Consider the following 22760-nt stretch of genomic DNA (forward strand, 5'->3'; position numbering starts at 1 on the left):
GTCATAGTAGTCGGGTTCCGGCAGTTTCCTTTCACAGTCAGGAGTTCTCGATGGGCATGACCGAACTCGGCACCGAGCGGGCCACCGCGGTGCCGCACGGGTCGGCAGGGCAGCAGCGCCGCCGGGTGATCAAGGCGAGCGCGGCGGGAACCGTGATCGAGTGGTACGACTTCACGCTCTACGGCCTCGCCGCTGCCCTCGTCTTCGGGCCGCTCTACTTCCCCGGGGCAGGATCCCTGGCCGGCACGATGGCCGCCTTCGGGACGTTCGCCGTCGGGCTCGGTGCCCGCCCGATCGGTGGGCTGGTGTTCGCGCACTTCGGCGACCGGCTCGGCCGCAAGCCGATGCTCCTCATGACCCTGCTCGTCATGGGTGCGTCGACGACGCTGATCGGTGCGCTGCCCACCGCGGACGCGATCGGGATCTGGGCGCCGATCCTCCTCATCGTGCTCCGCCTGTTCCAGGGCGCCGGCGCGGGCGCCGAGTTCGCCGGGGCGATCACGATGGTCACCGAATCCACCGACAGCTCCCGCCGCGCTCTCTCCAGCGCGTATCCGGGAGCCGCGATCTACGTCGGGACCGGCGGTGCCACCATGATCTTCGCGCTGCTCACGCTGATGCCCGACGACCAGTTTCTGTCCTGGGGCTGGCGTATTCCGTTCCTGGCCAGCGCCGTCATCGTCCTCGTCGCCGGCTATCTGCGGCTGAAGGTGAACGAGACGGCCGTGTTCACGGAGGCCGCGAAGCACGGTGAGGTGGACCGTGCACCGCTGGTCGAGGCGGTCCGCAACCACTGGCGGCAGATCCTGTGCGGACTGGCCCTGTTCAGCTTCGTGATTCCGTGGGCCTACGTCATGCAGGTCTTCGCGCTGTCGTTCGTGACCAAGACCCTCGGCGTCGATTCCACCCAGGCGCTGATCGGATTGATCGTCGCCGAGTTCTGCGCCATTCCCGTCATCATCGGGTTCGGTCGCCTGGCCGACCGGGTAGGGCGCAAGCCGGTTCTGTTGTCCGGTGCGATCTTCGGCATCGTGTTTCCGTTCCCGATGTTCATGATGCTCGACACCCGGTCGCCGTGGATGGTCGGACTGGCGCTGGTCCTGGGGATCTGCCTCGTCCAGGGCACGACGTCCGGCCCGGGCGGTGCGCTGCTGTCGGAGCTGTTCCCCACCAAGATCCGGTGGAGCGGCATCGCGATCTCCCGCGAGATCCCGGCCGCGGTGGTCGGTGGCACCATCCCGCTGGTCGCCACCGCCCTCGTTGCCGTCGCGGGTGGAACGCCCTGGCTCGTCGCGAGCTATCTCATGGGTCTGAGCGTGGTGGGTCTCATCGGCATCGCCCTGCTTCCCGAGACCCTCGGCCGGAGCGTGGGCTCGCGACAGACCGTCGAGGCCGCATCGTGACGCGTCGCGTCGTGGTGGTCGGCGCCGGGCTCGCGAGCGCCGCGCATCTCACGGCCCTCCGGGCGGTCGGCGCCGAGGTGGTCGGCGTGGTGACGCGCGACAAGACGAGGGCAGCGGCCGCGCGGCGGCTGGCACCGGACGCACGGATCCTTCCCGATGTGGACGCGGCAGCCGGCCTGGACGCCGACACAGCGGTCGTGGTCACACCCCCGTCGAGTCACCTGGCCGTCGCGTCGGCACTGGCCGAGCGCGGCCTGGACCTGGTGATCGACAAACCGCTGGCGGCCTCGTTGCACGATGCGCGGGCGATTGTGGACGTCGCCGAGCGGTGCGGAGTACGGGCCGCGGTCACGCTCCAGCACCGCTACAAGGAGGCGGCGCGACGGGCCCGGCAGCTACTCTCGGACGGCGCGATCGGCGCCCTCCGCTCGGCCACCGTCACCGTTCCGCTGTGGCGCCCCGACTCCTACTACGCCGAGGCCGGACGCGGCACCCGGGACCGCGACGGCGGCGGAGTGCTGATCACCCAGGCCATCCACACCCTCGACCTCTACCTGTCGCTGACCGGACCCGCCCGCAGCGTCGTGGCAGCGGCCTCCACCAGCCGGGGCCGGCTCGAGGCCGAGGACACCGTTCACCTCCTGATCGACCAGGGTTCACTCGCGGCGTCGGTGACGGCGAGCACGGCCGCCTGGCCGGGCGGGGCCGAGACGATCCACCTCTACGGCGACGCGGGACAGCTTCGGCTCGAAGGTGATTCGCTCGTCCGGATCGACGCGGACAGTCGCTCACTCGTCGACGGGACCGTCGACGCGTCCGGGCCGGACCCGCTGTCGATGACGGCCTGGTTCCGGTCGCTGTACGAGGACGTCTTCACCAGCTGGGCCGCAGGCGCGGCACCCCTGTGCGACGCCCGGTCCGGGCTGCCCGTGCAATCGGTGATCGACGCCGCCTACAGGTCCGCCGCGGCCGGCTCGACGCCGGTCGCCATCTCGCAGGAAAGGGAAAGCGCATGTCAGTCTTGAGTATCCGGGTCGACGGCCCGAACGACTATCGCCTCGACCACGGTGACGCCGCGGCGCCCGGTGAGGGAGAGGTGCTCGTCGCACTCGACTCGGCCGGCATCTGCGGCGGCGACCTCTCCCACCTGCGTGGCCGGAACGCGGTCGCCGCATACCCGACGGTGCTGGGCCACGAATGCGCCGGACGGGTGTCGCGGGTGGGTCCGGGCACGAGTCTCGCGGTCGGCCAACCGGTGATGGTCTACCCGACCACCGGCTGCGGCCGATGCCGCGCGTGCCGCGACGGCAGGATCAACAATTGTCCGAGCATCCGGGTGTTCGGGTTGTCCGATCCGCGTGGGTGTTTCAGTGAGGAGTTCGTCGTTCCCGAGGCGCAGTGCGTGCCCGTGAGCGACGCGGTGCTGGACCGTTTCGGGGCCCTCGTCGAGCCGCTCGCCGTCGGGGTGCACGTGGTGCGGCGCGGTGGCACGTCGGAGGGCGACACGGCGCTGGTCGTCGGGACCGGCGCGATCGGTCTCGCGACCACGCTGGTGGCCCGGAGCCGAGGCGTCCGGGTGCTCGGCGTCGACCGGTATCCCGAGCGTGAGCAGCCCGCGCGGGCGTGCGGAACGAGCGACTTCACGACGCGGTCCGGGGACGCCCTCGAAGGCTGGGTGCGCGAGCGGGCGGAGTCGATCGACCTCGTCTACGACACGGTCTGCACCGCGGAATCCTCTCGGCTGGCGTTGCAGGTTCTCGCTCCCGGCGGCCGCTACGTGGCGATCGCATCCGCGAAACCCGGACACGAACTGACCCTCGACTACAGCGCGCTCTATGCGCGCGAACTGTCCGTCGTGGCCTGCAGGAATTATGTGCGGCAGGACTTCGTCGAGGCGGCCGAACTGCTGGAATCGGGGCAGGTCGACGCGTCGCCGCTGCACACCGCGACGTTCGGTCTGGACGAGTTCGGCCGCGCGGTCGAGGAACTGGAAACGAACGGAAGCCGGCACGTCAAGGTGCTGCTGACGTCGCGGAAGCTGCTCGGCACCCGCGCGTTGTTGCGCAAGGTGTGAGCTTCGGCGTGATCCGGGGCCACCTTCGCGATACGCTGTAAGCGTTTCCACCCACAGGGTGGCGGACGGTGGTAATGGTGACGAGAGATGCAGAGGCAGCAATGGCTGATCAGACCCGAGTGCCCGCGAGCCGTCGCGTCACGATCAATACCGTAGCCAAGGCGGCCGGTGTCTCGATCGCCACCGTCTCCCGTGTCATGAGCGGCAGCTCGTCGGTGACCCCGGACCTCGCCGCCCGGGTCCACAAGGTCGCCGACGAGCTGTCCTACCGGCCCAGCACCGCCGCCAGGGGCCTCGTCCTCGGGTCGCTGCGGAACATGGGCGTGATCCTGCCCGACCTGGCCAACGCGTACTTCTTCGACGTCGTCAAGCAGATGCACCACGGCGCCACCGCCGACGGCTACCGCATGCTCGTCGCCGACTACTCCGGTGACGCGGCCGACGAACTCGCCACCGCCCTCGACCTGCTCGGTCAGGTCGACGGCCTGGTGCTGCTCTCCTCGAGGATTCCGACGAGTGGTCTGAAGGAACTGGCCAGGCAGTCGACTCCGGTGCTGCTCGTCAACCGGGTGGAGCTGGAAGTCGATCTCCCGATGGTCGCGGTCGACAACTTCACCCCCATGATGGAGCTGTGCGGGCACCTCGCGAAGCTCGGCCATCGACGGATCGTCTACATCAAGGGCTCAGATCTGGCGTGGCAGAACCGCGAGCGGTGGCGGGCCATCGAAATGGCGAAGGTACTCGGGATCGAGGCGACCGCGGTCCCGTCGGACGGCACGATCGAGGGCGGCTACGACGTGGTGGAAGAAGCGCTCACGCACGAGCCGACCGCACTCGTCTGCTTCAACGACCTGACCGCGCTGGGCGCCATCTCGAAACTGCGCGAGCGCGGACTCCGCGTCCCCGATGACATTTCGGTCACCGGCTTCGACGACATCGACATGGCACGCCACCTCGCGCCGCGCCTGACCACAGTGGTGAGCCCGAAGATCGAACTGGGCGACCAGGCGTGGTCGCTGATGCGCGCGGCGCTGAACAACGAGACCACCACGTCGCCGCCGCTGATCCCCGCCGACGTCGTCATTCGCGAGTCGACGGGGCCCGTCTCGAGCTGAGTACGGTCAGACGGCGGAGAGACCGGTGGCCGCCGCGCGCACGGCGGCCGCCGACTCCTCCGACCACCAACGGTCGCTGAGGATCTCGACCTCCACGAGTCCCCGATACCCGGCGTTCGCGCAGTCGGCGACGAATCCCGACATGTCGATGCAGCCTTCGCCGGGCATGCCGCGGCTGCTGAGTTCTCCGTGGATCGGGGTGATCCAATCGGCGAGTTGCACCGAGAACAGGCGTTCGCCGGCCCGGGCAATCTGTTCCGGCAGCGCCGCGTCCCACCACACGTGATACGAGTCGAGGGCGATCCCGACGAGGTCGGAGTCGATCGCCTCGACGAGGTCGTTGGCCTCGCCGAGTGAGGTGATGACCGACCGGTTCGACGCCATCATCGGGTGCATCGGCTCGACCGCGAGCCGCACACCGGCGGCTCGTGCGTACGGTTCGAGTTCGGCGATGCCGTCGCGGACCTGCTGCCGTGCGCCGGCGAGGTCGCGGTGAGCGGCGCCGCAGACCAGCACGAGGCACTCGGCGCCGAGGGTGTGGGCCTGATCGACCGCAACACGGTTGTCGGCCATGGTTTCTCGCCACCGACCGGGCGTCGGCTGCGGAAACATTCCGCCCCGGCAGATGCTGGTGACGCGCAGTCCCGACTGCCGGAGCCGGGACGACGCGTCGGTCAGGTCCACGCCGTCGAGAACGTCCCGCCACAGGCCGACGCCGCCGAACCCCCACTGCTCGGCGAGGGCGGCGACGTCGGTGAAGCCGGCACCCTTGACGGTGACGGAGTTGAGACTGCACTGCGCGAGTTCCATGTCAGCGGATTCCGTGCACGGCGAAGTACGCCGAGGTGCGGGCGGCGGTGAAGTCGGGATCGGTGAACAGGCCGATCGCATCCGCCGCGCGTACGAGTTCGGCGAGATGGGTGAGGCTGCGGCCGGTCTCGAAACCGCCGATCATCCGGAAATGATCCTGCTTGCCGTTCAGGTAGGCCAGCCACGCGACCCCGACCTTGTAGTACTGCGTCGGGGCGGCGAACAGCAGCCGGCTCAGGGTTTCGGTGGGGCCGAGGATGTTCCGGAAGCCCTGCTCGTCACCCGCATCGAGGCGGGCGAAGGCGGCGGAGGCGAACGGGCCGAGCGCGGCGAACGCACCGAGGAGGGCGTCGCTGGTGTGGGTGCCGTCGCCGGCGATCAGATCGACGTAGTTGTAGTCGTCGCCGGTGAACACCCGCACGCCACCCGGCATACGCCGGCGCAGGGCGATCTCGAGCGCCGGATCGAGCAGGGACACCTTGATGCCCCGCACCGTGTCCCGGTGCGCGTCGATGATCTGCAGGACGGTATCCATCGCGGCGTCCGGATCAGCGAATCCCCAGTAGCCGTCGAGTGCGAGATCGAACACCGAACCCAGCCAATGGAGTACGACGGGCCGGGTGGCCGCCGACAGCACGGCGTCGTACACCGAAAGATAGTCGTCGGGTCCGGTGGCGGCGCGGGCGAGGTGCCGACTCGCCATCAGCACCACCTCGCCGCCCGCCGATTCGATCGCCTCGACCTGCTCGAGGTAGGCGTCGCGGATCTCGTCGAGTGACGGGGTGTCGGACTTCAGTTGATCGGTGGCGACTCCGACGACGACCTTGCCGCCGACTGCCCTCGCCTCGGTGAGGGTGCGGACGGCGAGTTCGCGGGCGCCGGCCCAGTCGAGCCCCATGCCGCGCTGGGCGGTGTCCATCGACTCGGCCACCCCGAGCCCCAGCGACCACAGGTCGCGGCGCAGTTGCAGGGTGGCGTCCCAGTCGATCTGATCCGCGGCATTCTCGGCGGAGGCCCGCAGCGGGTCGGCGACCACGTGGGAGGCCGCGTACACCGCCCTGCTGGTGGGCGGTGTGGACCGGGTGCCCAGCCGAGCCGGTGCGTTCACCGTGAGAGTGCTGGTCGAGCCGTCGCGATCGGGCAGCAGGATCGAGGCCATGAAATCTCCTGTAATCGTTTTCTTGATGTTGTGCAGCTCACAATATACTGTGTCAATCACCGAGGTCCATAGCGTTAAAGGGCCGATTGGCAGAATGTAAGCATTTACAGGAGCGGATATGACACAGCCCGGAACGGGTGCCGCGGCGAGGCGCTGGACACCGACCACCGCGACACGAGCCGTGAGCGACATCGCGCCAGGATCGACGATTGCCCTCACCGGTTCCGGGGGCGGAATCCTCGAAGCGGACACCGTCCTGCAGGCGCTCGAGGAGTGCTTCCTCGCGACCGGGTCGCCGAGGGACCTCACGATCGTGCACGCCCTCGGCATCGGCGACCGGGTGCGCCGCGGAACCAACCACCTCGCCCACAAGGGCATGGTCAAGCGGGTCATCGGCGGCCACTGGACGTGGTCGCCGACGATGATCGACCTCGTCCGGAACGACGAGATCGAGGCGTACGCCTGGCCCGGCGGCGCGATCAGTCAGCTGCTGCGGGAGATCGGCGCGCGCCGGCCGGGTCTGATCACGGCCACCGGACTCGACACGTTCGTCGATCCGCGGCACGGCGGGGGCAAGTTCACGCCGTCCGCCACCGAGGACCTCGTCGAACTCCTCACGCTGGACGGTCGCGAGTACCTGCGTTACAAGCCGTTTCCCGTCGACGTGGCCATCGTCCGCGGCGATTCCATCGACCCGTCCGGGAACGTCACCTGCTCGGGTGAGGCGGCCCAACTCGACGCGCTGGCCGTGGCCCAGGCGGCGAAGGCGAGCGGCGGCCGGGTCATCGTCCAGGTGAAGAACCTGCTGGACCGGCCCATCGATCCGCGGCTCGTGCACATTCCGGCGGTCCTGATCGACGACGTCGTCCATGCGCCGAACCAATGGCAGACGTACGCGGGCGAATTCGACCCCGAACTCTCCGGCGACGCGGCGAACTCGGGGTTCGGCGCCGCGGACCACGACCCGATCCGCATGCTGATCGCCCGGCGGGCCGCCGCCGAGGTCCGGGACGGCGACGTCCTGAACGTCGGTTTCGGGGTGTCCGCTCTGGTCGTCGACGCCCTCGCCGAACAGGATCGCCTCGACGACATCACCCTTGCCATCGAGCAGGGGCTGATCGACGGCATCCCCGTCTCCGGCGACCTGTTCGGAGCCGCACGCGGACCGAAGGTCGTGCACTCGTCGATCACCCAGTTCGACCTGTTCTCGGGCGGAATGCTCGACGTCAGCTGCCTGGGCATGGCCGAGGTCGACGCGACCGGCGCCGTCAACGTCAGCAAGATCGGCGGCGGCATCGTCGGGCCGGGCGGCTTCATCGACATCTCCCAGAACTCGCCGCGCGCCGTGTTCTGCGGGACGTTCACCGCCCGCGGACTGGACGTCGAGATCGTCGGGGGCGAACTCGTGATCCGGCGCGAAGGTTCCGTGCCGAAGTTCGTCGACCGCGTCGATCAGGTCACCTACTCCGGCGCTCTCGCCGTCCGGGAGGGACGCGAGGCCGTCTATGTCACCGAACGGGCGGTCTTCGTGCTCACCCGGGACGGCCTCGAACTCGCCGAGATCGCACCCGGCATCGATGTCGACCGGGACATTCTGCCGCACATGGGCTTCCGTCCGATCATCAAGAACCCCCGCCTGATGGACGCGGGGCTGTTCGCCCCCGTCGCCGTACACATCTGAGGAGAACTACATGTCAACCGGACACAGCGTCATTCCGTCGTCGGTGCTCGGCGCCGACGAACGCACGCTCGTCGCCGAATTCGTCGACGAACGGATCCGGCCCGTCGCCACCGAACTGGACGAGACCGAACGATTCCCCGAGGAGATCTACCGGGAGATGGGCAAGATCGGGCTCTTCGGCATCACCGTGCCCGAGAAGTTCGGCGGATTCGGCGGCACCGCGCTCGACTACCTGTTCGTCATGGAGTCGCTGTCCTACGGGTACGCGTCGGTGGCCGACCAGTGCGGGCTCGTCGAGATCCTCGGCAGCCTGCTCAGCGCCTACGGCACACCCGAACAGCAGGAGCAGTACCTGCGCCCGATGCTGTCGGCCGAGAAGCGCTGCGCCTACGCGCTCACCGAACCGGGATCCGGATCCGACCTCGGATCCATCTCCACGCGAGCGGTGCGCAGCGGCGACGGCTGGGTGCTCAGCGGCGAGAAGATCTACATCCACAACGCGCCCGTCGCCGACTTCGCGGTGGTCCTCGCCGTCACCGACCCCGAACTCGGGAAGCGCGGGGGCATCTCCGTCTTCCTGGTGGACGTCGACCAGCCCGGCGTCAGCCGCGCGTACCACGAACACAAGATGGGTCAGCGGGCGTCCCAGGTCGGCGGGCTGGTGTTCGACTCCGTCCAGTTGTCGGCCGACGCCCTCCTCGGCGAGGAAGGCAAGGCGTTCGGCTACATGATGAAGGTGCTGGCCAAGGGCCGTCTCGGCATCTCGGGCCTGAGCCTCGGCATCAGCCGCGCCGCCCTGGACGCGGCGACCCGGCAGTCCCTCGACCGCAGCCAGTTCGGCAAGCCGATCTCCGCGAATCAAGGCATCTCCTTCTCCCTCGCCACCGTCGCCACCGAACTGCGGGCCGGCACCGCGCTGTCGGTCGAGGCGGCGCGGGCGCTCGACAGCGGCGCATCGGACGCCGAGACGCTCTGCTCGATGGCCAAGCTCTACGCGTCCGAGGGATGCGTGCGCCACGCCGACGCCGCCGTGCAGGTGTTCGGCGGCAACGGTTTCATCCGCGGATACGAGGTCGAGCGCCTCTACCGCGACGCCCGCATCACGAAGATCTACGAAGGCACCAGCGAAATGCAGCGGCTCATCATCAGCCGCGCAGTCTTGAAGGGAGCCGCGGCATGAGCGGCGTTGCACGACAAACCCACTCGGTCGACCTCTCCGGGAAGACCGCCATCGTGACCGGTGCGGCCGGCGGGATCGGTTCGGCAATCGCCCGGGCCCTCGCGCGGAGCGGGGCACTCGTGGTGGCGACGGATGCCGACCCGAAGGTCGGCGACGTCGCAGCGGAGTTCGGCGGCCACGGTCTCTGCGGAGACCTCACCGACCCCGAGTTCGGCGCGCGCGCCGTCGACCTCGCCCAGCAGCTGTCGGGGCGCCTGGACATCCTGATCAACGCGGCCGGGATCCAGTTGCGGACCACGGCGATCGACGTGGACGAGGACGGATGGGAACGCCTCCTCGACGTCAACCTGTCGGCGGCCTACCGGTTGACGCGGCAGGCGGCCAAGTCGCTCGTCGCCACCCGCGGCGCCATCGTGAACATTGCGTCGCTGTCCGCGGATCGCGCCGTCGCGGGCATCGTTCCCTACGGTGCGACGAAGGCCGCGCTGACGCAACTCGGCAAGGGTCTGGCCGTGGAACTCGGCCCCCACGGCGTGCGCGTCAACACCGTCTCGCCGGGCTACATCGAAACCCCGATGACGGCGGATGTGCTGGGGCAGGAAGACTTCCGGGCCCAGAAACTGAGCCGGATCCCGTTGCAACGGTTCGCGGACGGCGACGACGTCGCCGACGTGGTGCTGTTCCTCGTCTCCGATGCCGCGCGGTACGTCACCGGGGTGGTCCTGCCCGTCGACGGCGGGTACTCGATCACATGACGAACCTGGCGACCGTTCCCTCGGTCACGTTGAACAACGACGTCACGATGCCCGCGCTCGGGTTCGGCCTGTTCACGATCCCCGACGAGGACATGGACTCCACAGTGTCGCATGCCCTGTCCGCCGGCTATCGCGCATTCGACACGGCCCCGATGTACGGCAACGAGGCGGCCCTCGGGCGCGCGCTGACCCGGGCCGACGTCGATCGGGACGAGATCTTCGTGACCACCAAGATCTCCAACGAGGACCAGGGCTACCAGCCGACACTGGCCGCGTTCGAGGCGAGTGCGGCGAAACTCGGCCGCATCGACCTGTGCCTCATCCACTGGCCGGCGCCGAGCCGCGGACAGTATCTGGAGACGTGGCGGGCACTCGAGAAGCTGTACTACGACGGGCGGGTGCGGGCGATCGGCGTGTCGAACTTCCAGCCCGACCAGCTCGAGCGGCTCGCGGAGATCGCCACGATCACCCCGGCCGTGAACCAGATCGAACTGCACCCGCTGCTCACGCAGACGGCACTGACGGATCTGCACCGGTCGCTGGGCATCCGCACCCAGGCGTGGGCGCCGCTGGCGAGGGGGCACCTGAACGACCACACACTGTTGGCAGCGCTCGCCGCCCGGCACGGTGTGTCGGTCGCGCAGGTCGTTCTGCGCTGGCACCTGCAGATCGGGACCATTCCGCTTCCCAAATCTTCGGCGGCGCACAGGATGCGGCAGAACGCCGAGGTGTTCGGGTTCCGGCTGTCCGCCGCCGAGATGGACGCGATCTCGGCTCTGAACCGGGACCAGCGCACGGGACCACACCCCGATGACGTCGACTGACGCCGGCTCGATGCGGGTGGTGCTGGCCCCGGACTCGTTCAAGGGCTCACTGACCGCCACGGAGGTGGCGGCGGCCCTGGCGGCGGGATGGTCGACGGTCCGACCGGACGACGAGCTGGTCCTGCTCCCGCAGGCGGATGGCGGCGAAGGCACCGTGGACGCCGTCGCGTCCTGTCACGACACCGGTGTGTGGCGTGAGGTGCCGGGCGTGCAGGGCCCCGACGGGCGTTCGATAACCGGACGCTGGCTACTCCTCGAGGACGGGACGGCGGTGGTCGAGCTCGCGCAGATGAGCGGGTTGCCGCTGATGGGGTCGCCGGATCCGGGTGGCGCCTCGACGACCGGACTGGGGCAGGTGATCGTCGCAGCACTGGCGGACGGCGCGAAGGCGCTACATATCGGACTCGGCGGTTCCGCGTCCACCGACGGCGGCGCGGGCGCGCTGCGGGCGCTGGGCGCGAAGCTTCTGGACCGCGACGGCCGGGAGGTCCCCGACGGGGGTGCGGCCCTGACCGATCTCGCCACGATCGACGTGAACTTGCTGATCGAGCCGCCACCCGGTGGCGTCGAACTGCTGACGGACACGACGGCCGTGCTCTGCGGCCTGCACGGCGCCGCGCAGATCTTCGGGCCGCAGAAGGGCGCCGACCCCGCGGAGTGCGACCGCCTGGATCGCGCGCTCGCGAATCTTGCCGGATGTCTCGGCGCACGACTGCCGTGCAGTCCCGACGAACCCGGAGTGGGAGCGGCGGGCGGCACCGGATTCGGGCTGTCGGCCTGGGGCGGCCGGCTGGTGCCGGGCGCCGCCCGCATCGCCGAGCTCACCGGGCTGAGCGCCGAGTTCGGCCACGCCGACGTCGTGGTCACCGGTGAGGGTCAATTCGACGCGACGTCGCTGTCCGGCAAACTCGTCGGCTCCGTGCTGGAGCGGTGCGCGGAGACCGCGACCCGATCGGTGGTCGTCGCGGGCCGCCTCGCGGCGTCGCCACCCGGCATCGGGATCTCACTGTCCGACCTGGCGGGGAGCGCGGACGGGGCACTCGCCGCACCCACGACGTGGTGCCGCGTTGCGGGGGCGGTCGCGGCCGCCCGGCTCACCGGAACTGTGTAACCGATTTCTCACCTGTCCGGCTCGCCCGGACAACCTATGACCACACCATGCAGCGCTTGACTTGTGACGCCGATCACGGTAAGAAAGCGTTTACATTCTTTTTCAGGGAAGTGGACGAACGATGACACGGACGCAACGATCAATCAGGGCGGTAGCCCGGGCCGTCGGCGTAGCCGCGGCAGTCTCCGTCATGGCGAGTTCCGCCATCGCCTGCTCGACGGGATCGGAACGGATCGAGCGGGACGGAGCAGCCGTCGACCGCGGTGACATGGTGATGGTCTCCGAGGTCCGGTCGCTCACCAACCCGTACGAGGCCGCGTGGGTGCAGGGCAGCCGCGCGTACGCCGAGTCGCTGGGCATCGAGCTGAAGGTGATCGTCTACGGCGGCGACTCGCAGAACGCGCTGTCGCAGTTGCAGTCGGTGCTGGCCGCAGGCAAGACCGTGCTGCTCAACATCAACCCGAACACGAGCGCCGACACCCCCGCGATCGTGCGCGCCGTGCAGAACAGCGGCGGGTGCGCGGTCACCCAGTGGAGCAAACCGGCCGATCTGCATCCCTGGGACGTCGGCAACGGGTGGGCGTCCTACGTCGCCTACGACGGCGTCCAGCAGGGCGCCGACACGGGGAAGGCCCTCGTCGATTCGCTCGGCGGCACCGGCGGCGTGATCGCGCTGCAGGGTCTGCTCGCCAACGAGATCAGCCAGACCCGGTTCCAGGGCTTCCAGCAGGCGATGGACGGACAGTTCGGCGTCACCCTGCTCGACGACCAGCCCGCCGACTTCGACCGCAACAAGGCCTACACCACCACGCAGACCCTGCTCAACAAGTACGGCGACCAGGTGAACGGTATCTGGGCCGCAACGGATTCCATGGCACTCGGCGCGCTGCAGGCGGTGCGTGAGGCGGGCCGCGCGGGGGAGATCAAGATCGCCAGCGCCGCGGACGCCACCCCGGAAGGATTGGGCGCCATCGCGAACGGGGAACTGCTCTCCACCTACACGACCGACCCCTACTTCAACGGCGCGATGGGACTGGCGATCTGCTATCAGGCGATGACCGGGGGAATCGACGTCGAGTCGCTGCCCCGCGAGAACCGCGAGTTCTACGTCGACCAGTCGCTGATCACCGCGAGCAACGTCGACCAGTTCCTCGCCGTGCCGACCGACGAGGAGATCGTGCGGTCCGTGCAGGATCCGTACTCCCGCATCACCGGGCCCGTCGCCCGATAACCCCCCCGAATAGCTCCCCGAACACCACCGAACCTCCGAAGGAGTGACCATGTCGACGACCGAAATGACCGGGGAGGTGACGACCCCCGCCGAACCCGCCACACCCGTGCGCACCACGCGACCACGCGTGCGCCGGCTGCTCGCCACCGCCGGCCCGCTCACCGCGCTGCTGGGACTGTGCGCCGTCTTCGCGGTGCTGGCTCCCGGCTTCGCGACAGCGAGCAACGCGGCGGCGATCGTCGAGCAGGCCGCGATTCCCGTGGTTCTCGCGATGGGCGCCACGCTGGTGGTCCTGGTGGGCGGCGTCGACCTGTCGATCGAGGGCGTGATGGCGGCCAGCGGGCTGACGTTCGTCCTCCTCGCGGCGAACAGCGTGAACGGCAACGACCTGGGGCTCCTCGCCGTCCTGCTGGCGCTGGGCGTCGGCCTGCTCTTCGGAGTGGTCAACGGCGTGCTGCACGTCGTCGCCCGGGTGCCGTCGTTCCTCGTCACGCTGGGAACCTGGTTCGTCGGGCTCGGTGTGGCCACCGTCCTGTTCGGCACGAGCACCCCGCAGCTCGCCGACCCGGCCCTCACGGCCTGGGCAGGCGGTCACTGGTTCGGACTTCCGGTCGTCGTGGTGTTCGCGCTCGCCGCCGTGGCCCTGACGGTGCTGCTGTGCAAGGGAACCCGACTCGGCATGCACACCTACGCGATCGGCGGTGACGAGGCGACCAGCCGCCTGGCCGGAGTCCCGGTCGGGCGCACCAAGATCGTCCTGTTCGCCGTCGCCGGGTTGCTGTCCGGGCTCGGGGGAGTGCTCGCCACGATCCGGCTCGGCGTCGGCGACGTGAGCGTCGGTTCGGGAAGCCTCTTCCTCACCCTGTCTGCCGTGGTCGTCGGCGGCACGCTCCTCAGCGGCGGTCGCGGCGGTCCGCTGCACTCCCTGGTGGGTGTGCTGCTCCTGGTGGTCCTCGGCAACGGACTTCTGCTCTCGGGCGCCAGCCCGTACATCCAACAGGGCGCGCAGGGACTCATCATCGTGGTGGCCGTGATCGCCACCGGGTGGCCCGCCCGCAGTCGACTGAGGGTCGTGAAATGACATCTCTCCTGGAACTCCGCAACGTCACGAAGAAATTCGGACCCAACACCGTCCTCGACGACGTCAGCCTGTCGATCGCACCGAACGAGGTCGTGGGGCTGATCGGCGAGAACGGCGCCGGAAAGTCCACGCTGCTCAAGATCCTCGCCGGCGTGCACCGCCAGGACGGCGGCTCGATGCTGCTCGGCGGGCGCGAGGTGAGCTTCGGGAGCCCGGCCGACGCCGCCGACCACGGAGTCGGGGTCGTGCACCAGGAACAGTCGCTGCTGCCGAACCTCACCGTCGGCCAGAACCTGATCCTCGGGCACGAAGGAGACACCGCTCGCGCCGGATTCCTGCGCCGGCGCCGGATTCGTGCCCGCGCCCAGGAGATGCTGTCGGTGGTGGAGTCGACGGTCGACCCGGGCGCACTCACCGAAAGCCTCGGTTTCGCCCAACGCCAGATGGTGGAGGTGGCACGCGCGGTTGCCGGCAGGCAGGTCGACCACTCGCCGCTCCTCATCCTCGACGAACCGACGTCGGTGCTCGAACCGGAGGACGTCGAGGTGCTGCACCGGCGGGTCACCGCCCTGAAGGAACGCGGTTCCGTCATCTTCGTCTCCCACCGTCTCGACGAGGTGCTCCGCTTCTCCGACCGCGTGTACGTACTGCGCGACGGCAAGGTCGTCGGTGAGCGGATCGCGTCGGCGGCAACGGAAGCCGAGCTCTACCAGCTGATGATCGGTAAGGGTGCGGCCGAGGAGATCTACTCGTCGAAGCGCAAGCAGGCAGTCTCCCGGACGGGCACCCCGACGCTGTCGGTCCGCAACCTCACCTGCGGCGGCAAGGCGACGGACGTGTCGCTCGACATCCACGCCGGCGAAATCGTGTCGGTGGTGGGCGTGGTCGACTCGGGCCGCGAGGAGATGGCCCGGGCCGTCTTCGGCGCCGTCCCCATCGACTCCGGGACGGTCGAGATCGACGGACAGCGTTCGGCCCCCGGATCGCCCGCGGACGCCGTGCGGTCCGGTGTCGCCTACGTTCCCGCCGAGCGACGCGTCGAGGGCATGATCGCCGGAGCGACCGTCGCGCAGAACATCGCGACCGTGCACCCGGTGAAGGCGGGTGGCGGGCGGATCTCCTCCGGCGCCCGGCTGGACGAGACGGCGCGCACCTGGATCGAGAAACTCGGTATCCGGCCCGCCGACCCCGACGCCGACATCGCGCGACTGTCGGGTGGCAATCAGCAGAAGGCCGTGGTGGCCAAGTGGATTCTGGGCGACGGACTGAAGGTGCTCGTCCTCGACCATCCCACCCGCGGCCTCGACATCGGCGCGAAGGAAGACCTCTACGCCGTGTTCCGCGACCTCTCCGACCGGGGAGTCGCGATCCTGGTGCTCGCCGACACCCTCGACGAGGCGATCGGTCTCGGACACCGCGTGATCGTGATGCGGGACGGCGAGATCACCGGCGCCTTCGACTCACCGCCCGGGAACCCGCCCAGCAAACTCCAACTCCTCGAGAAGATGATGTGATCGCCGTGGCAACAATAACTTCCACCAAGATGCGCGCTCCCGAGGGTGCGGCGCCGAGCGTGGCGCGGACGACGCGGGACCGGTTGCGGCTGGCCGGACCGTCGGTCGTGCTGGTCGCACTCGTTCTCCTCGTCGCTCTCGCCGAACCGAATTTCCTGTCGATGAACGCGCTGGCCGTGGTCTCGGCGCAGGCGGTCCCGATCCTGCTTCTCGGACTGGGGCAGATGTTCGTCATCCTCACCGGAGGCATCGACCTGTCGGTGGCGGCGCTCGCCTCCCTCGCCACCGTGATCCTGGCGACGGTGATCGGGCCCCTCGGTCCGCTCGCGATCGTCGTGACCCTCGTGGCGCTCACCCTGGTCGGGGCGCTCACCGGTCTGCTGATCGTGTTCGGGCAGGTGCCGTCGTTCGTCGTGTCGCTCGGGGCGCTGGGGTTCTGGGGCGCGGTCGCGCTGGTGGCGTCGGGTTCGACCACCATCTACATCAGCGGGGGCTACGACGCGATCTTCTGGCTCAGTTCGTGGACGGTGCTGGGACTTCCCCTGGCGGTGTGGGCGGGCGTGGCCGTGGTGGCCGCGGTGTTCTGCGCCATGCGGTTCTCGCCTCGCGGCAACGTCTTTCACCTCGTCGGACTGGGGGAGAAGGCGGCGATGATGAGCGGCGTCCGGACCCGTGGCGTCCGGATCGGTGCGTTCGCGCTGTCCGGATTCTTCGCCGGCGCGGCCGGGATCGTCCTGTCGGCCCAGCAGCAGAGCGCCGCACCGCAACTCGCGGATTCGCTGCTCCTGCCTGCCATCGCGGCCGTGCTGGTCGGCGGCTGCGCCATCACCGGTGGAATCGGCGGAGCATGGCGGGTGCTCGTCGGCGCCCTGGTGGTCACCGTCCTCCGCGTCGGCGGCTCGGTGGCCGGCATCGACCCCAGCTTCCAGCAGATCGTGTACGGCGCGGTGGTCATCGTGGCGGTCGCCGCGACCCTCGACCGCAGCCGGCTCTCGATCATCAAGTAAAACTCTGTGTCAGTGTGAGATTCGAAGGAGAACGATGAGTACGACGGCACGCGGTGCGGTGATCCACCAGGTCGGTGGCAAATGGGAGGTCGACGACCTCGTCCTCGCGGAGCCCGGTCCCGGAGAAGTGCGAATCAAGGTGATGGCGTCCGGACTCTGCCACTCCGACGATCACCTCGTCACCGGTGACATCCCCAACACGCTGCCGCTGGTCGGGGGCCACGAGGGTGCCGGTGTGATCGACGCGGTCGGTCCCGGGGTCACCCGGCTCGCCGTCGGCGACCACGTCGCCACCGCCTACCTCCCGGCCTGCGGAACTTGCGCCTGGTGCGCGCAGGGGATGCAATATATCTGCGACACGGGGGCCGGTATGGAGGCTGGTTTCATGCTCGACGGAACGGCACGGTTCGCCACGCGGTCCGGGCAGCCGATCGGCGCCATGCAACGCCTGGGCACGTTCGCGAACTACCTCGTCACGTCTCAGGCCCAGGCCGTCAGGATCGACGACGGCATCCCGTTCGACGTCGCGTGCCTCGTCTCCTGCGGTGTCGCCACCGGCTGGGGTTCCGCGGTGAACGGCGCGGGGGTCCGTCCACGGGACACCGCCATGATCGTCGGGGTGGGCGGAGTCGGCATCAACGCGGTCCAGGGTGCGCACCACGCCGGCGCCGCACACGTCGTCGCCGTCGACCCGGTGGCCTTCAAACGCGAACGCGCCCTCGAACTGGGCGCCACGCACGCCTACGCGTCGATCGACGAGGCCATGCCGTTCGTCCGTTCCGTCACCAACGGTCAGGGCGCCGACAACGCCGTCGTCACCGTCGGAGTGGTCGACGGACAGTTGATCGCCGACGCGTTCGGCGCCGTCCGCAAGGAAGGCACGGTCGCGGTCGTGTCGATCGGCCAGAACGAGCCGGGGATCCCGATCAGTCCGCTCGAACTGGTGGTCTACGCGAAGCACCTGCGCGGGGTCCTGTTCGGTAACTGCAATCCCACGCGGGACATCCCCGCGCTGCTGGACTACTACAAGTCGGGGCGGCTGAAGCTCGACGAACTGATCACCCGGCGCTACACCCTGGACCAGGTGAACGACGCATACGTGGACATGCACGCGGGTCTCAACCTGCGCGGCGTCCTGATTCACGAACACTGACGAGGAACGGTTTGAGCATGTCGACAGTCGAAGCAACACAGATCCGTAGCTACGGACACTTCATCGGCGGGCGCAGCGTGCCCCCGGCGGAGACCATCATCGAACGGGTCAGCCCGGCCGACGGCCGCGTCGTCGCCACGTTCACCGGGGGCACCCGAGCCGACGCGGCCCTGGCCGTCACGGTCGCGCGGGAGGCCTTCGACGAGGGCGAGTGGCCGCACTGGACCGCGATGGACCGCGGCCGCGCGCTCCTGCGCTGTGCGGGCCTGATGCGTGAGCACGAGGAACGTCTCGCCCGGATCGACGCCGAGGAGTGCGGCAAGCCGATCACCCTCGCCCGCGGGGACGTCGCGGCGAGTATCGAACTGTTCGAGTACGCCGCGGCGCTGGCCATGACGATGCACGGCGAGGCGCACACCGCGCTCGGCGACGACTGCACCGCGATGGTGGTCCGCGAACCCGCCGGTGTGGTCGGCATGATCATCCCGTGGAACTTTCCGCTGCTCCTGCTGTCGCAGAAGCTGCCGTTCGCGCTCGGCGCGGGCTGCACGGCGGTGGTGAAGCCGTCCGAGTTCACGTCCGGGACCGCTGTCGAGCTGGCCCGGCTGCTCACCGAGGCCGGGGTGCCGGGCGGTGTGGTGAACGTGGTGACGGGCGCCGGCGCCGAGGTCGGTGCGCCGCTCGCGGAGAGCAGCCTGGTCGACATCCTGTCGTTCACCGGGAGCACCGCCACCGGCAAGCGCATCGTCGAGGCGTCCGCGGGCAGCGTCAAGCGGTTGTCGATGGAACTGGGCGGCAAGGCCGCCAGCGTCGTGTTCGACGACGCCGACCTCGACGACGCACTCGACGGGGTCCTGTTCGGTGTGTTCTTCAACCAGGGTGAGTGCTGCGTGTCCGGTGCCCGGCTCCTGGTCCAGGACTCGATCGCGGACGCCTTCCTCGACCGCCTCGTCGAGGCCGCCGGCCGGATCACCGTCGGCGGACCGCTGGACGAGGCGAGCGAACTGGGCCCGATGATCGACGCCGGCCACCTCGAGAAGGTGCTCGGGCACATCGACGCGGCGCGGCGGGACGGCGCGACCGTCCTGACCGGCGGTGATCGGCTGGGCGGAGAGAACTGGGGGAGCGGGCATTTCGTCGCCCCCACGATCCTCGACGGCGTGGCCGAGGAGTCCGCCGCCTTCCAGGAGGAGATCTTTGGTCCCGTGCTCACCGTCACCCGGTTCAGCGACGTCGACCACGCCATCCGGCTCGCCAACGCCACCGAATACGGACTCGCCGGATCGATCTGGACCAAGAACATCGACAAGGCGCTGCGGGTGGCGAAGGAGATTCGCAGCGGCCGCGTGTGGGTGAACACCACCATCGACGGCGCCCCGCAGCTCCCTGCGGGCGGCATGAAGCAGAGCGGGTTCGGCCGGGAGATGGGGCAGGCCGGATTCGACGAGTTCACCGACGTCAAGACCATTCAGATCCGCACCGGAGCTCGCAAACGCGTGTTCCCCCATTGGACCGGAGGCAACCGATGAGTGCCGACACCTACGACTACGTCATCGCGGGCGGCGGCACCGCCGGCTGTGTGCTGGCCGGACGGCTGACGGAAGATCCGGCGGTCCGGGTTCTCCTGCTGGAGGCCGGCGGCAACGACCGGCATCCGTTCATCCACGTGCCCGCAGGCTTCGCGAAACTCACCGCGAGCAGATACGACTGGGGATTCTCGAGCGTTCCGCAGAAACACTGCAACGACCGGGTCATTCCGCTCGCGCAGGGCAAGGTCATCGGCGGTGGCGGCTCGATCAACGCCCAGGTGTTCACCCGCGGCGCGCACGAGGACTACGACGAGTGGGCGCTGAAATACGGTTGCGCGGGATGGTCGTTCGAGGAGATTCAGAAGTACTTCCTGCGGTCCGAGGACAACGAACGGCTGTCGGCGCCGTACCACGGCACCGACGGGCCGCTCGGCGTCTCCGATCCCGTCAATCCGCATCCACTGTCGAAGTCGTTCGTCCAGGCGGGTCAGGAATTCGGACTGCCGTTCAACGGTGACTTCAACGGCGACCACCAGTACGGTGTCGGCCTCTACCAGACGACCACGAAGAACGCCCGGCGGTGCAGCGCCGCGGTCGCGTACCTCGCACCCGCCAGGAAGCGACCCAACCTGACGGTCCGGGAGAACATCGCCGTGTCGCGGGTTCTGCTCGACGGCGGTCGCGCCACCGGGATCGAGGTGCTCACCCCGCACGGCGTGGAGACGTTCCGCGCCACGCGGGAGGTGCTCGTCGCCGCAGGCGCATTCGGATCACCCAAGATCCTACAACTGTCGGGGATCGGCCACCCCGACGACCTCCGCGACGCGAATGTCGAGGTGGCCCATGCCCTTCCCGGAGTCGGACGGAACCTGCACGATCATTGCGACCTCGACGTCATCTACGAACTGCGTGAATACCAGAGTCTCGACCGGCTGAACCTGATGCGTCCCGCGACGGCGAAGGCGGGACTCGAGTACGCGGCGTTCCGGCGGGGCCCATTGGCGTCGACCGTCGTCGAAGCCGGTGGGTTCAGCTTCGGGCATGCGGGGGAGTCCATTCCGGACCTGCAGTTCCACTTCCTGCCCGCCGCCGGTGTCGAAGCCGGTGTCGCGGCGGTCCGCCCGGGATACGGCTGCACCCTCAACTCGTACTCACTGCGGCCGGAGAGCCGGGGCTCGGTGAAGATCAGGTCGAATGATCCCACCGCCCAGCCGCTGATCGACCCGAACTTCCTCGCCACGGACTTCGACCTGGAGTCGAGCATCGAGGGGCTTCGGCAGAGCCGGGAGATCATGGCGCAGTCGTCGATGGCGCGGCACATCAAGGCGGAGCACCTGGCGGGTGGTCTGTCGGTGAATACGAAGGACGACTACGTGAAATTCGTTCGCGCGTACGGCCGCACGTCGTACCACCCGGTCGGCACGTGCGCGATGGGGGTCGGCGACGACGCCGTGGTCTCACCGGAATTGAAGGTGATGGGCGTCGAGGGCCTGCGGGTGATCGACTCGTCCGTCATGCCGCGGATCGTCAGTTCCAACACCCAGGCTCCCACGGTGATGATCGCCGAGAAGGCGGTCGATCTGATCCGTGGGGAAAGATGACCGGATGACAAATTTTTCCGGACTGACCGAGAACGTCGCTCGGGAGGCCGTCGAACTCGCTCGGCCGTCGATCGAGAACCTCTCCCACGGCTCTGCAGGGCATCTTGTCGTGCTCCGGCCGGGTGTCGCGCCGTCGCCCGACGCGGAGTTGCCCGTCGTCTTCCGCTGCAGCTGGGGTGAGAAGAAGGACTGGGCCGGGCCGTACGACGCGATTGCCGAGTCGAAAGCGCGGATCAGCTGGAACACCGGGCTGCCCTCGCACGCCGTGCAGCAGCTGCATCCGTACCTCTACCAGGACGGCTGGACCAAATGGGGTGGCAGCGCGGTGGGCGAGGGCGGGCTGGTCGTCGCGTACAGCGGCGACACGTGGTTCCACGACCAGTTCTATTCCGAGCTCGTCGTCGCCGCGATCAAGCTCGTGTGCCACCGCGAGATGGACGCCGTGATGCGCGACCCGGGCACCCTGTTCCTCGGCACCGGAGGCGAGAACTCGTGAAGGCGAACGACATTCGGACGTTCGGGCGGGCCGGCTTCGACGTGACGCTGTTCGGATACGGCGGTGCGCCCATCGGCAACATCTTCCGGCCGATCCCCGAAGAGGAGGCGCAGGCGCAGATCGCCGAGGCCTGGAACATGGGGGTGCGGTCGTTCGACACCGCACCCATGTACGGGCACGGACTGTCCGAGCACCGGGTCGGCCATGCGCTGCTGACGAAGAACCGTGACGACTACGTGCTGTCCACGAAGGTGGGGCGCACGTTGACGCCGGCTCGCCGCGGGTCGTTCGACACCGGAATCTGGGTGGACACCCCGCCGTTCCGGGCCGACTTCGACTACTCGTACGACGCGGTCCTGCGGCAGGTGGAGGACAGCCTGCAGCGCATGTGCCAGGACAGTTTCGACATCCTCTACGTGCACGACGTCGACCGGTACACGCACGGCGACGCCCAGCCCGCACGGCGACGCCCAGCCCGCACGGTTCGCGGAAGCGCTCGAGGGTGCGTTCCCCGCGCTCATCCGGTTGCGGGAGGAGGGTGTGGTCCGGGCGATCGGTATCGGGGTCAACGAGGCCGACGTCTGCGTCGACGCCCTCGAACGCGTCGATCTCGACTGTGTACTCCTCGCGGGGAGATACACACTGCTCGAACAGGATCCGGTGAAGGACCTTTTGCCGCTCGCGGTGGAGCGCGCCGTCGCCGTCGTCCTCGGCGGTGTGTTCAACTCGGGCATTCTCGCCACCGGCGCGGTGCCCAGGGCCAAGTTCAACTACCAGCCGGCACCGGACGAGGTGCGCAGCCGTGTTCGCGCCATCGAGAAGTTCTGCGAGCGTCACCGGGTTCCGCTGGCGGCCGCCTCGATTCAGTTCGCGGCGGCGCATCCTGCGGTGCGGGAGCTGCTGCTGGGAGCCCGGAACTGCGACCAGTTGCGGCAGAACGCGGCCTGGCTCGAAACCCCGATTCCCGCCGAATTCTGGGACGATCTGAGGGCCGCGGACCTGATCCTGGACGAGGCGCCCACTCCGACCTGACGGT

20 protein-coding genes and 1 pseudogene are annotated in these 22760 nt (G+C 69.0%); 19 read left to right on the forward strand and 2 right to left on the reverse strand.

The genetic code is table 11. From position 1 onward, the window contains the following. The first annotated feature begins 50 nt into the window (after positions 1–50). The 4 genes from RJ1_RS04805 (at position 51) to RJ1_RS04820 (ending at position 4592) form a co-directional block, all read left to right on the forward strand. Positions 51–1403, forward strand: a complete 1353-nt coding sequence (locus tag RJ1_RS04805) for an MFS transporter (protein ID WP_073358831.1) — start codon at positions 51–53, stop codon at positions 1401–1403. Further along, positions 1400–2428: a Gfo/Idh/MocA family protein gene (locus RJ1_RS04810; protein WP_073358832.1), complete on the forward strand. Its 1029-nt coding sequence runs from the start codon at positions 1400–1402 to the stop codon at positions 2426–2428. Before RJ1_RS04805 ends, RJ1_RS04810 begins: the two co-directional genes overlap by 4 nt. Then, the gene (locus tag RJ1_RS04815; RefSeq protein ID WP_073358903.1) at positions 2425–3477 is read left to right on the forward strand and encodes an alcohol dehydrogenase catalytic domain-containing protein; all 1053 of its coding nucleotides are present in this window, start codon (positions 2425–2427) and stop codon (positions 3475–3477) included. Before RJ1_RS04810 ends, RJ1_RS04815 begins: the two co-directional genes overlap by 4 nt. Positions 3478–3578: 101 nt before the next feature. After that, positions 3579–4592, forward strand: a complete 1014-nt coding sequence (locus RJ1_RS04820) for a LacI family DNA-binding transcriptional regulator (RefSeq protein WP_073358833.1) — start codon at positions 3579–3581, stop codon at positions 4590–4592. A gap of 6 nt (positions 4593–4598) precedes the next feature. Here RJ1_RS04820 and RJ1_RS04825 read toward each other — a convergent pair whose 3' ends face one another. Together RJ1_RS04825 and RJ1_RS04830 are read right to left on the reverse strand one after the other, a co-directional pair. After that, the gene (locus RJ1_RS04825) at positions 4599–5402 is read right to left on the reverse strand and encodes a sugar phosphate isomerase/epimerase family protein (RefSeq protein WP_073358834.1); all 804 of its coding nucleotides are present in this window, start codon (positions 5400–5402) and stop codon (positions 4599–4601) included. A gap of 1 nt (position 5403) precedes the next feature. Further along, positions 5404–6561, reverse strand: coding sequence for a dihydrodipicolinate synthase family protein (locus RJ1_RS04830; RefSeq protein WP_073358835.1), 1158 nt, complete (start codon positions 6559–6561; stop codon positions 5404–5406). A 118-nt stretch (positions 6562–6679) separates the two neighbouring features. On the opposite strand from RJ1_RS04830, the gene RJ1_RS04835 reads away from it, so the two are divergent. The 15 genes and pseudogenes from RJ1_RS04835 to RJ1_RS47520 all read left to right on the forward strand — a co-directional run bounded on the left by RJ1_RS04835 (position 6680) and on the right by RJ1_RS47520 (position 22756). Further along, positions 6680–8242 (forward strand): CoA-transferase, encoded by a 1563-nt coding sequence (locus RJ1_RS04835; RefSeq protein WP_073358836.1) that lies wholly within the window; start codon positions 6680–6682, stop codon positions 8240–8242. Between the two features lie 10 nt (positions 8243–8252). After that, entirely contained in the window at positions 8253–9422 is a 1170-nt protein-coding gene (locus RJ1_RS04840) for an acyl-CoA dehydrogenase family protein (RefSeq protein ID WP_073358837.1), read from the forward strand. Continuing rightward, entirely contained in the window at positions 9419–10177 is a 759-nt protein-coding gene (locus RJ1_RS04845) for an SDR family NAD(P)-dependent oxidoreductase (RefSeq protein WP_073358838.1), read from the forward strand. The genes RJ1_RS04840 and RJ1_RS04845 overlap by 4 nt, the downstream gene beginning before the upstream one ends. Next, complete coding sequence (locus tag RJ1_RS04850; RefSeq protein ID WP_073358839.1) at positions 10174–11001, forward strand: aldo/keto reductase; 828 nt, start codon at positions 10174–10176, stop codon at positions 10999–11001. The genes RJ1_RS04845 and RJ1_RS04850 overlap by 4 nt, the downstream gene beginning before the upstream one ends. Continuing rightward, the gene (locus RJ1_RS04855; protein ID WP_073358840.1) at positions 10988–12112 is read left to right on the forward strand and encodes a glycerate kinase; all 1125 of its coding nucleotides are present in this window, start codon (positions 10988–10990) and stop codon (positions 12110–12112) included. The genes RJ1_RS04850 and RJ1_RS04855 overlap by 14 nt, the downstream gene beginning before the upstream one ends. Before the next feature lie 190 nt (positions 12113–12302). Beyond that, positions 12303–13343 carry a sugar ABC transporter substrate-binding protein gene (locus tag RJ1_RS04860; RefSeq protein WP_073358841.1) on the forward strand — a complete coding sequence of 347 codons (1041 nt, stop codon included), beginning with the start codon at positions 12303–12305 and terminating at the stop codon, positions 13341–13343. 49 nt (positions 13344–13392) lie between these two features. Continuing rightward, the gene (locus RJ1_RS04865) at positions 13393–14424 is read left to right on the forward strand and encodes an ABC transporter permease (protein ID WP_073358904.1); all 1032 of its coding nucleotides are present in this window, start codon (positions 13393–13395) and stop codon (positions 14422–14424) included. Then, complete coding sequence (locus RJ1_RS04870; RefSeq protein ID WP_073358842.1) at positions 14421–15938, forward strand: sugar ABC transporter ATP-binding protein; 1518 nt, start codon at positions 14421–14423, stop codon at positions 15936–15938. The genes RJ1_RS04865 and RJ1_RS04870 overlap by 4 nt, the downstream gene beginning before the upstream one ends. Before the next feature lie 29 nt (positions 15939–15967). Continuing rightward, positions 15968–16945, forward strand: coding sequence for an ABC transporter permease (locus RJ1_RS04875; RefSeq protein WP_073358843.1), 978 nt, complete (start codon positions 15968–15970; stop codon positions 16943–16945). A gap of 34 nt (positions 16946–16979) precedes the next feature. Continuing rightward, positions 16980–18098, forward strand: a complete 1119-nt coding sequence (locus RJ1_RS04880) for a Zn-dependent alcohol dehydrogenase (RefSeq protein WP_073358844.1) — start codon at positions 16980–16982, stop codon at positions 18096–18098. Positions 18099–18115: 17 nt separating this feature from the next. Continuing rightward, a complete protein-coding gene (locus RJ1_RS04885) occupies positions 18116–19627 on the forward strand; it encodes an aldehyde dehydrogenase family protein (RefSeq protein WP_073358845.1) in 1512 nt (503 codons plus the stop codon). Then, positions 19624–21228, forward strand: a complete 1605-nt coding sequence (locus tag RJ1_RS04890) for a GMC family oxidoreductase (RefSeq protein WP_073358846.1) — start codon at positions 19624–19626, stop codon at positions 21226–21228. The genes RJ1_RS04885 and RJ1_RS04890 overlap by 4 nt, the downstream gene beginning before the upstream one ends. Positions 21229–21232: 4 nt before the next feature. Continuing rightward, on the forward strand, positions 21233–21724 hold the full coding sequence (locus tag RJ1_RS04895; RefSeq protein WP_073358847.1) for a hypothetical protein: 492 nt from the start codon (positions 21233–21235) through the stop codon (positions 21722–21724). A gap of 41 nt (positions 21725–21765) precedes the next feature. Further along, a pseudogene (locus RJ1_RS47515) lies at positions 21766–22107 on the forward strand (aldo/keto reductase); the annotation flags it as partial. A 157-nt stretch (positions 22108–22264) separates the two neighbouring features. Next, positions 22265–22756: an aldo/keto reductase gene (locus tag RJ1_RS47520; protein ID WP_255284868.1), complete on the forward strand. Its 492-nt coding sequence runs from the start codon at positions 22265–22267 to the stop codon at positions 22754–22756. Positions 22757–22760: the final 4 nt, after the last annotated feature.

Origin of the sequence: Rhodococcus jostii NBRC 16295 (genome assembly GCF_001894825.1) — a bacterium.
Lineage (GTDB): Bacteria > Actinomycetota > Actinomycetes > Mycobacteriales > Mycobacteriaceae > Rhodococcus_F > Rhodococcus_F jostii.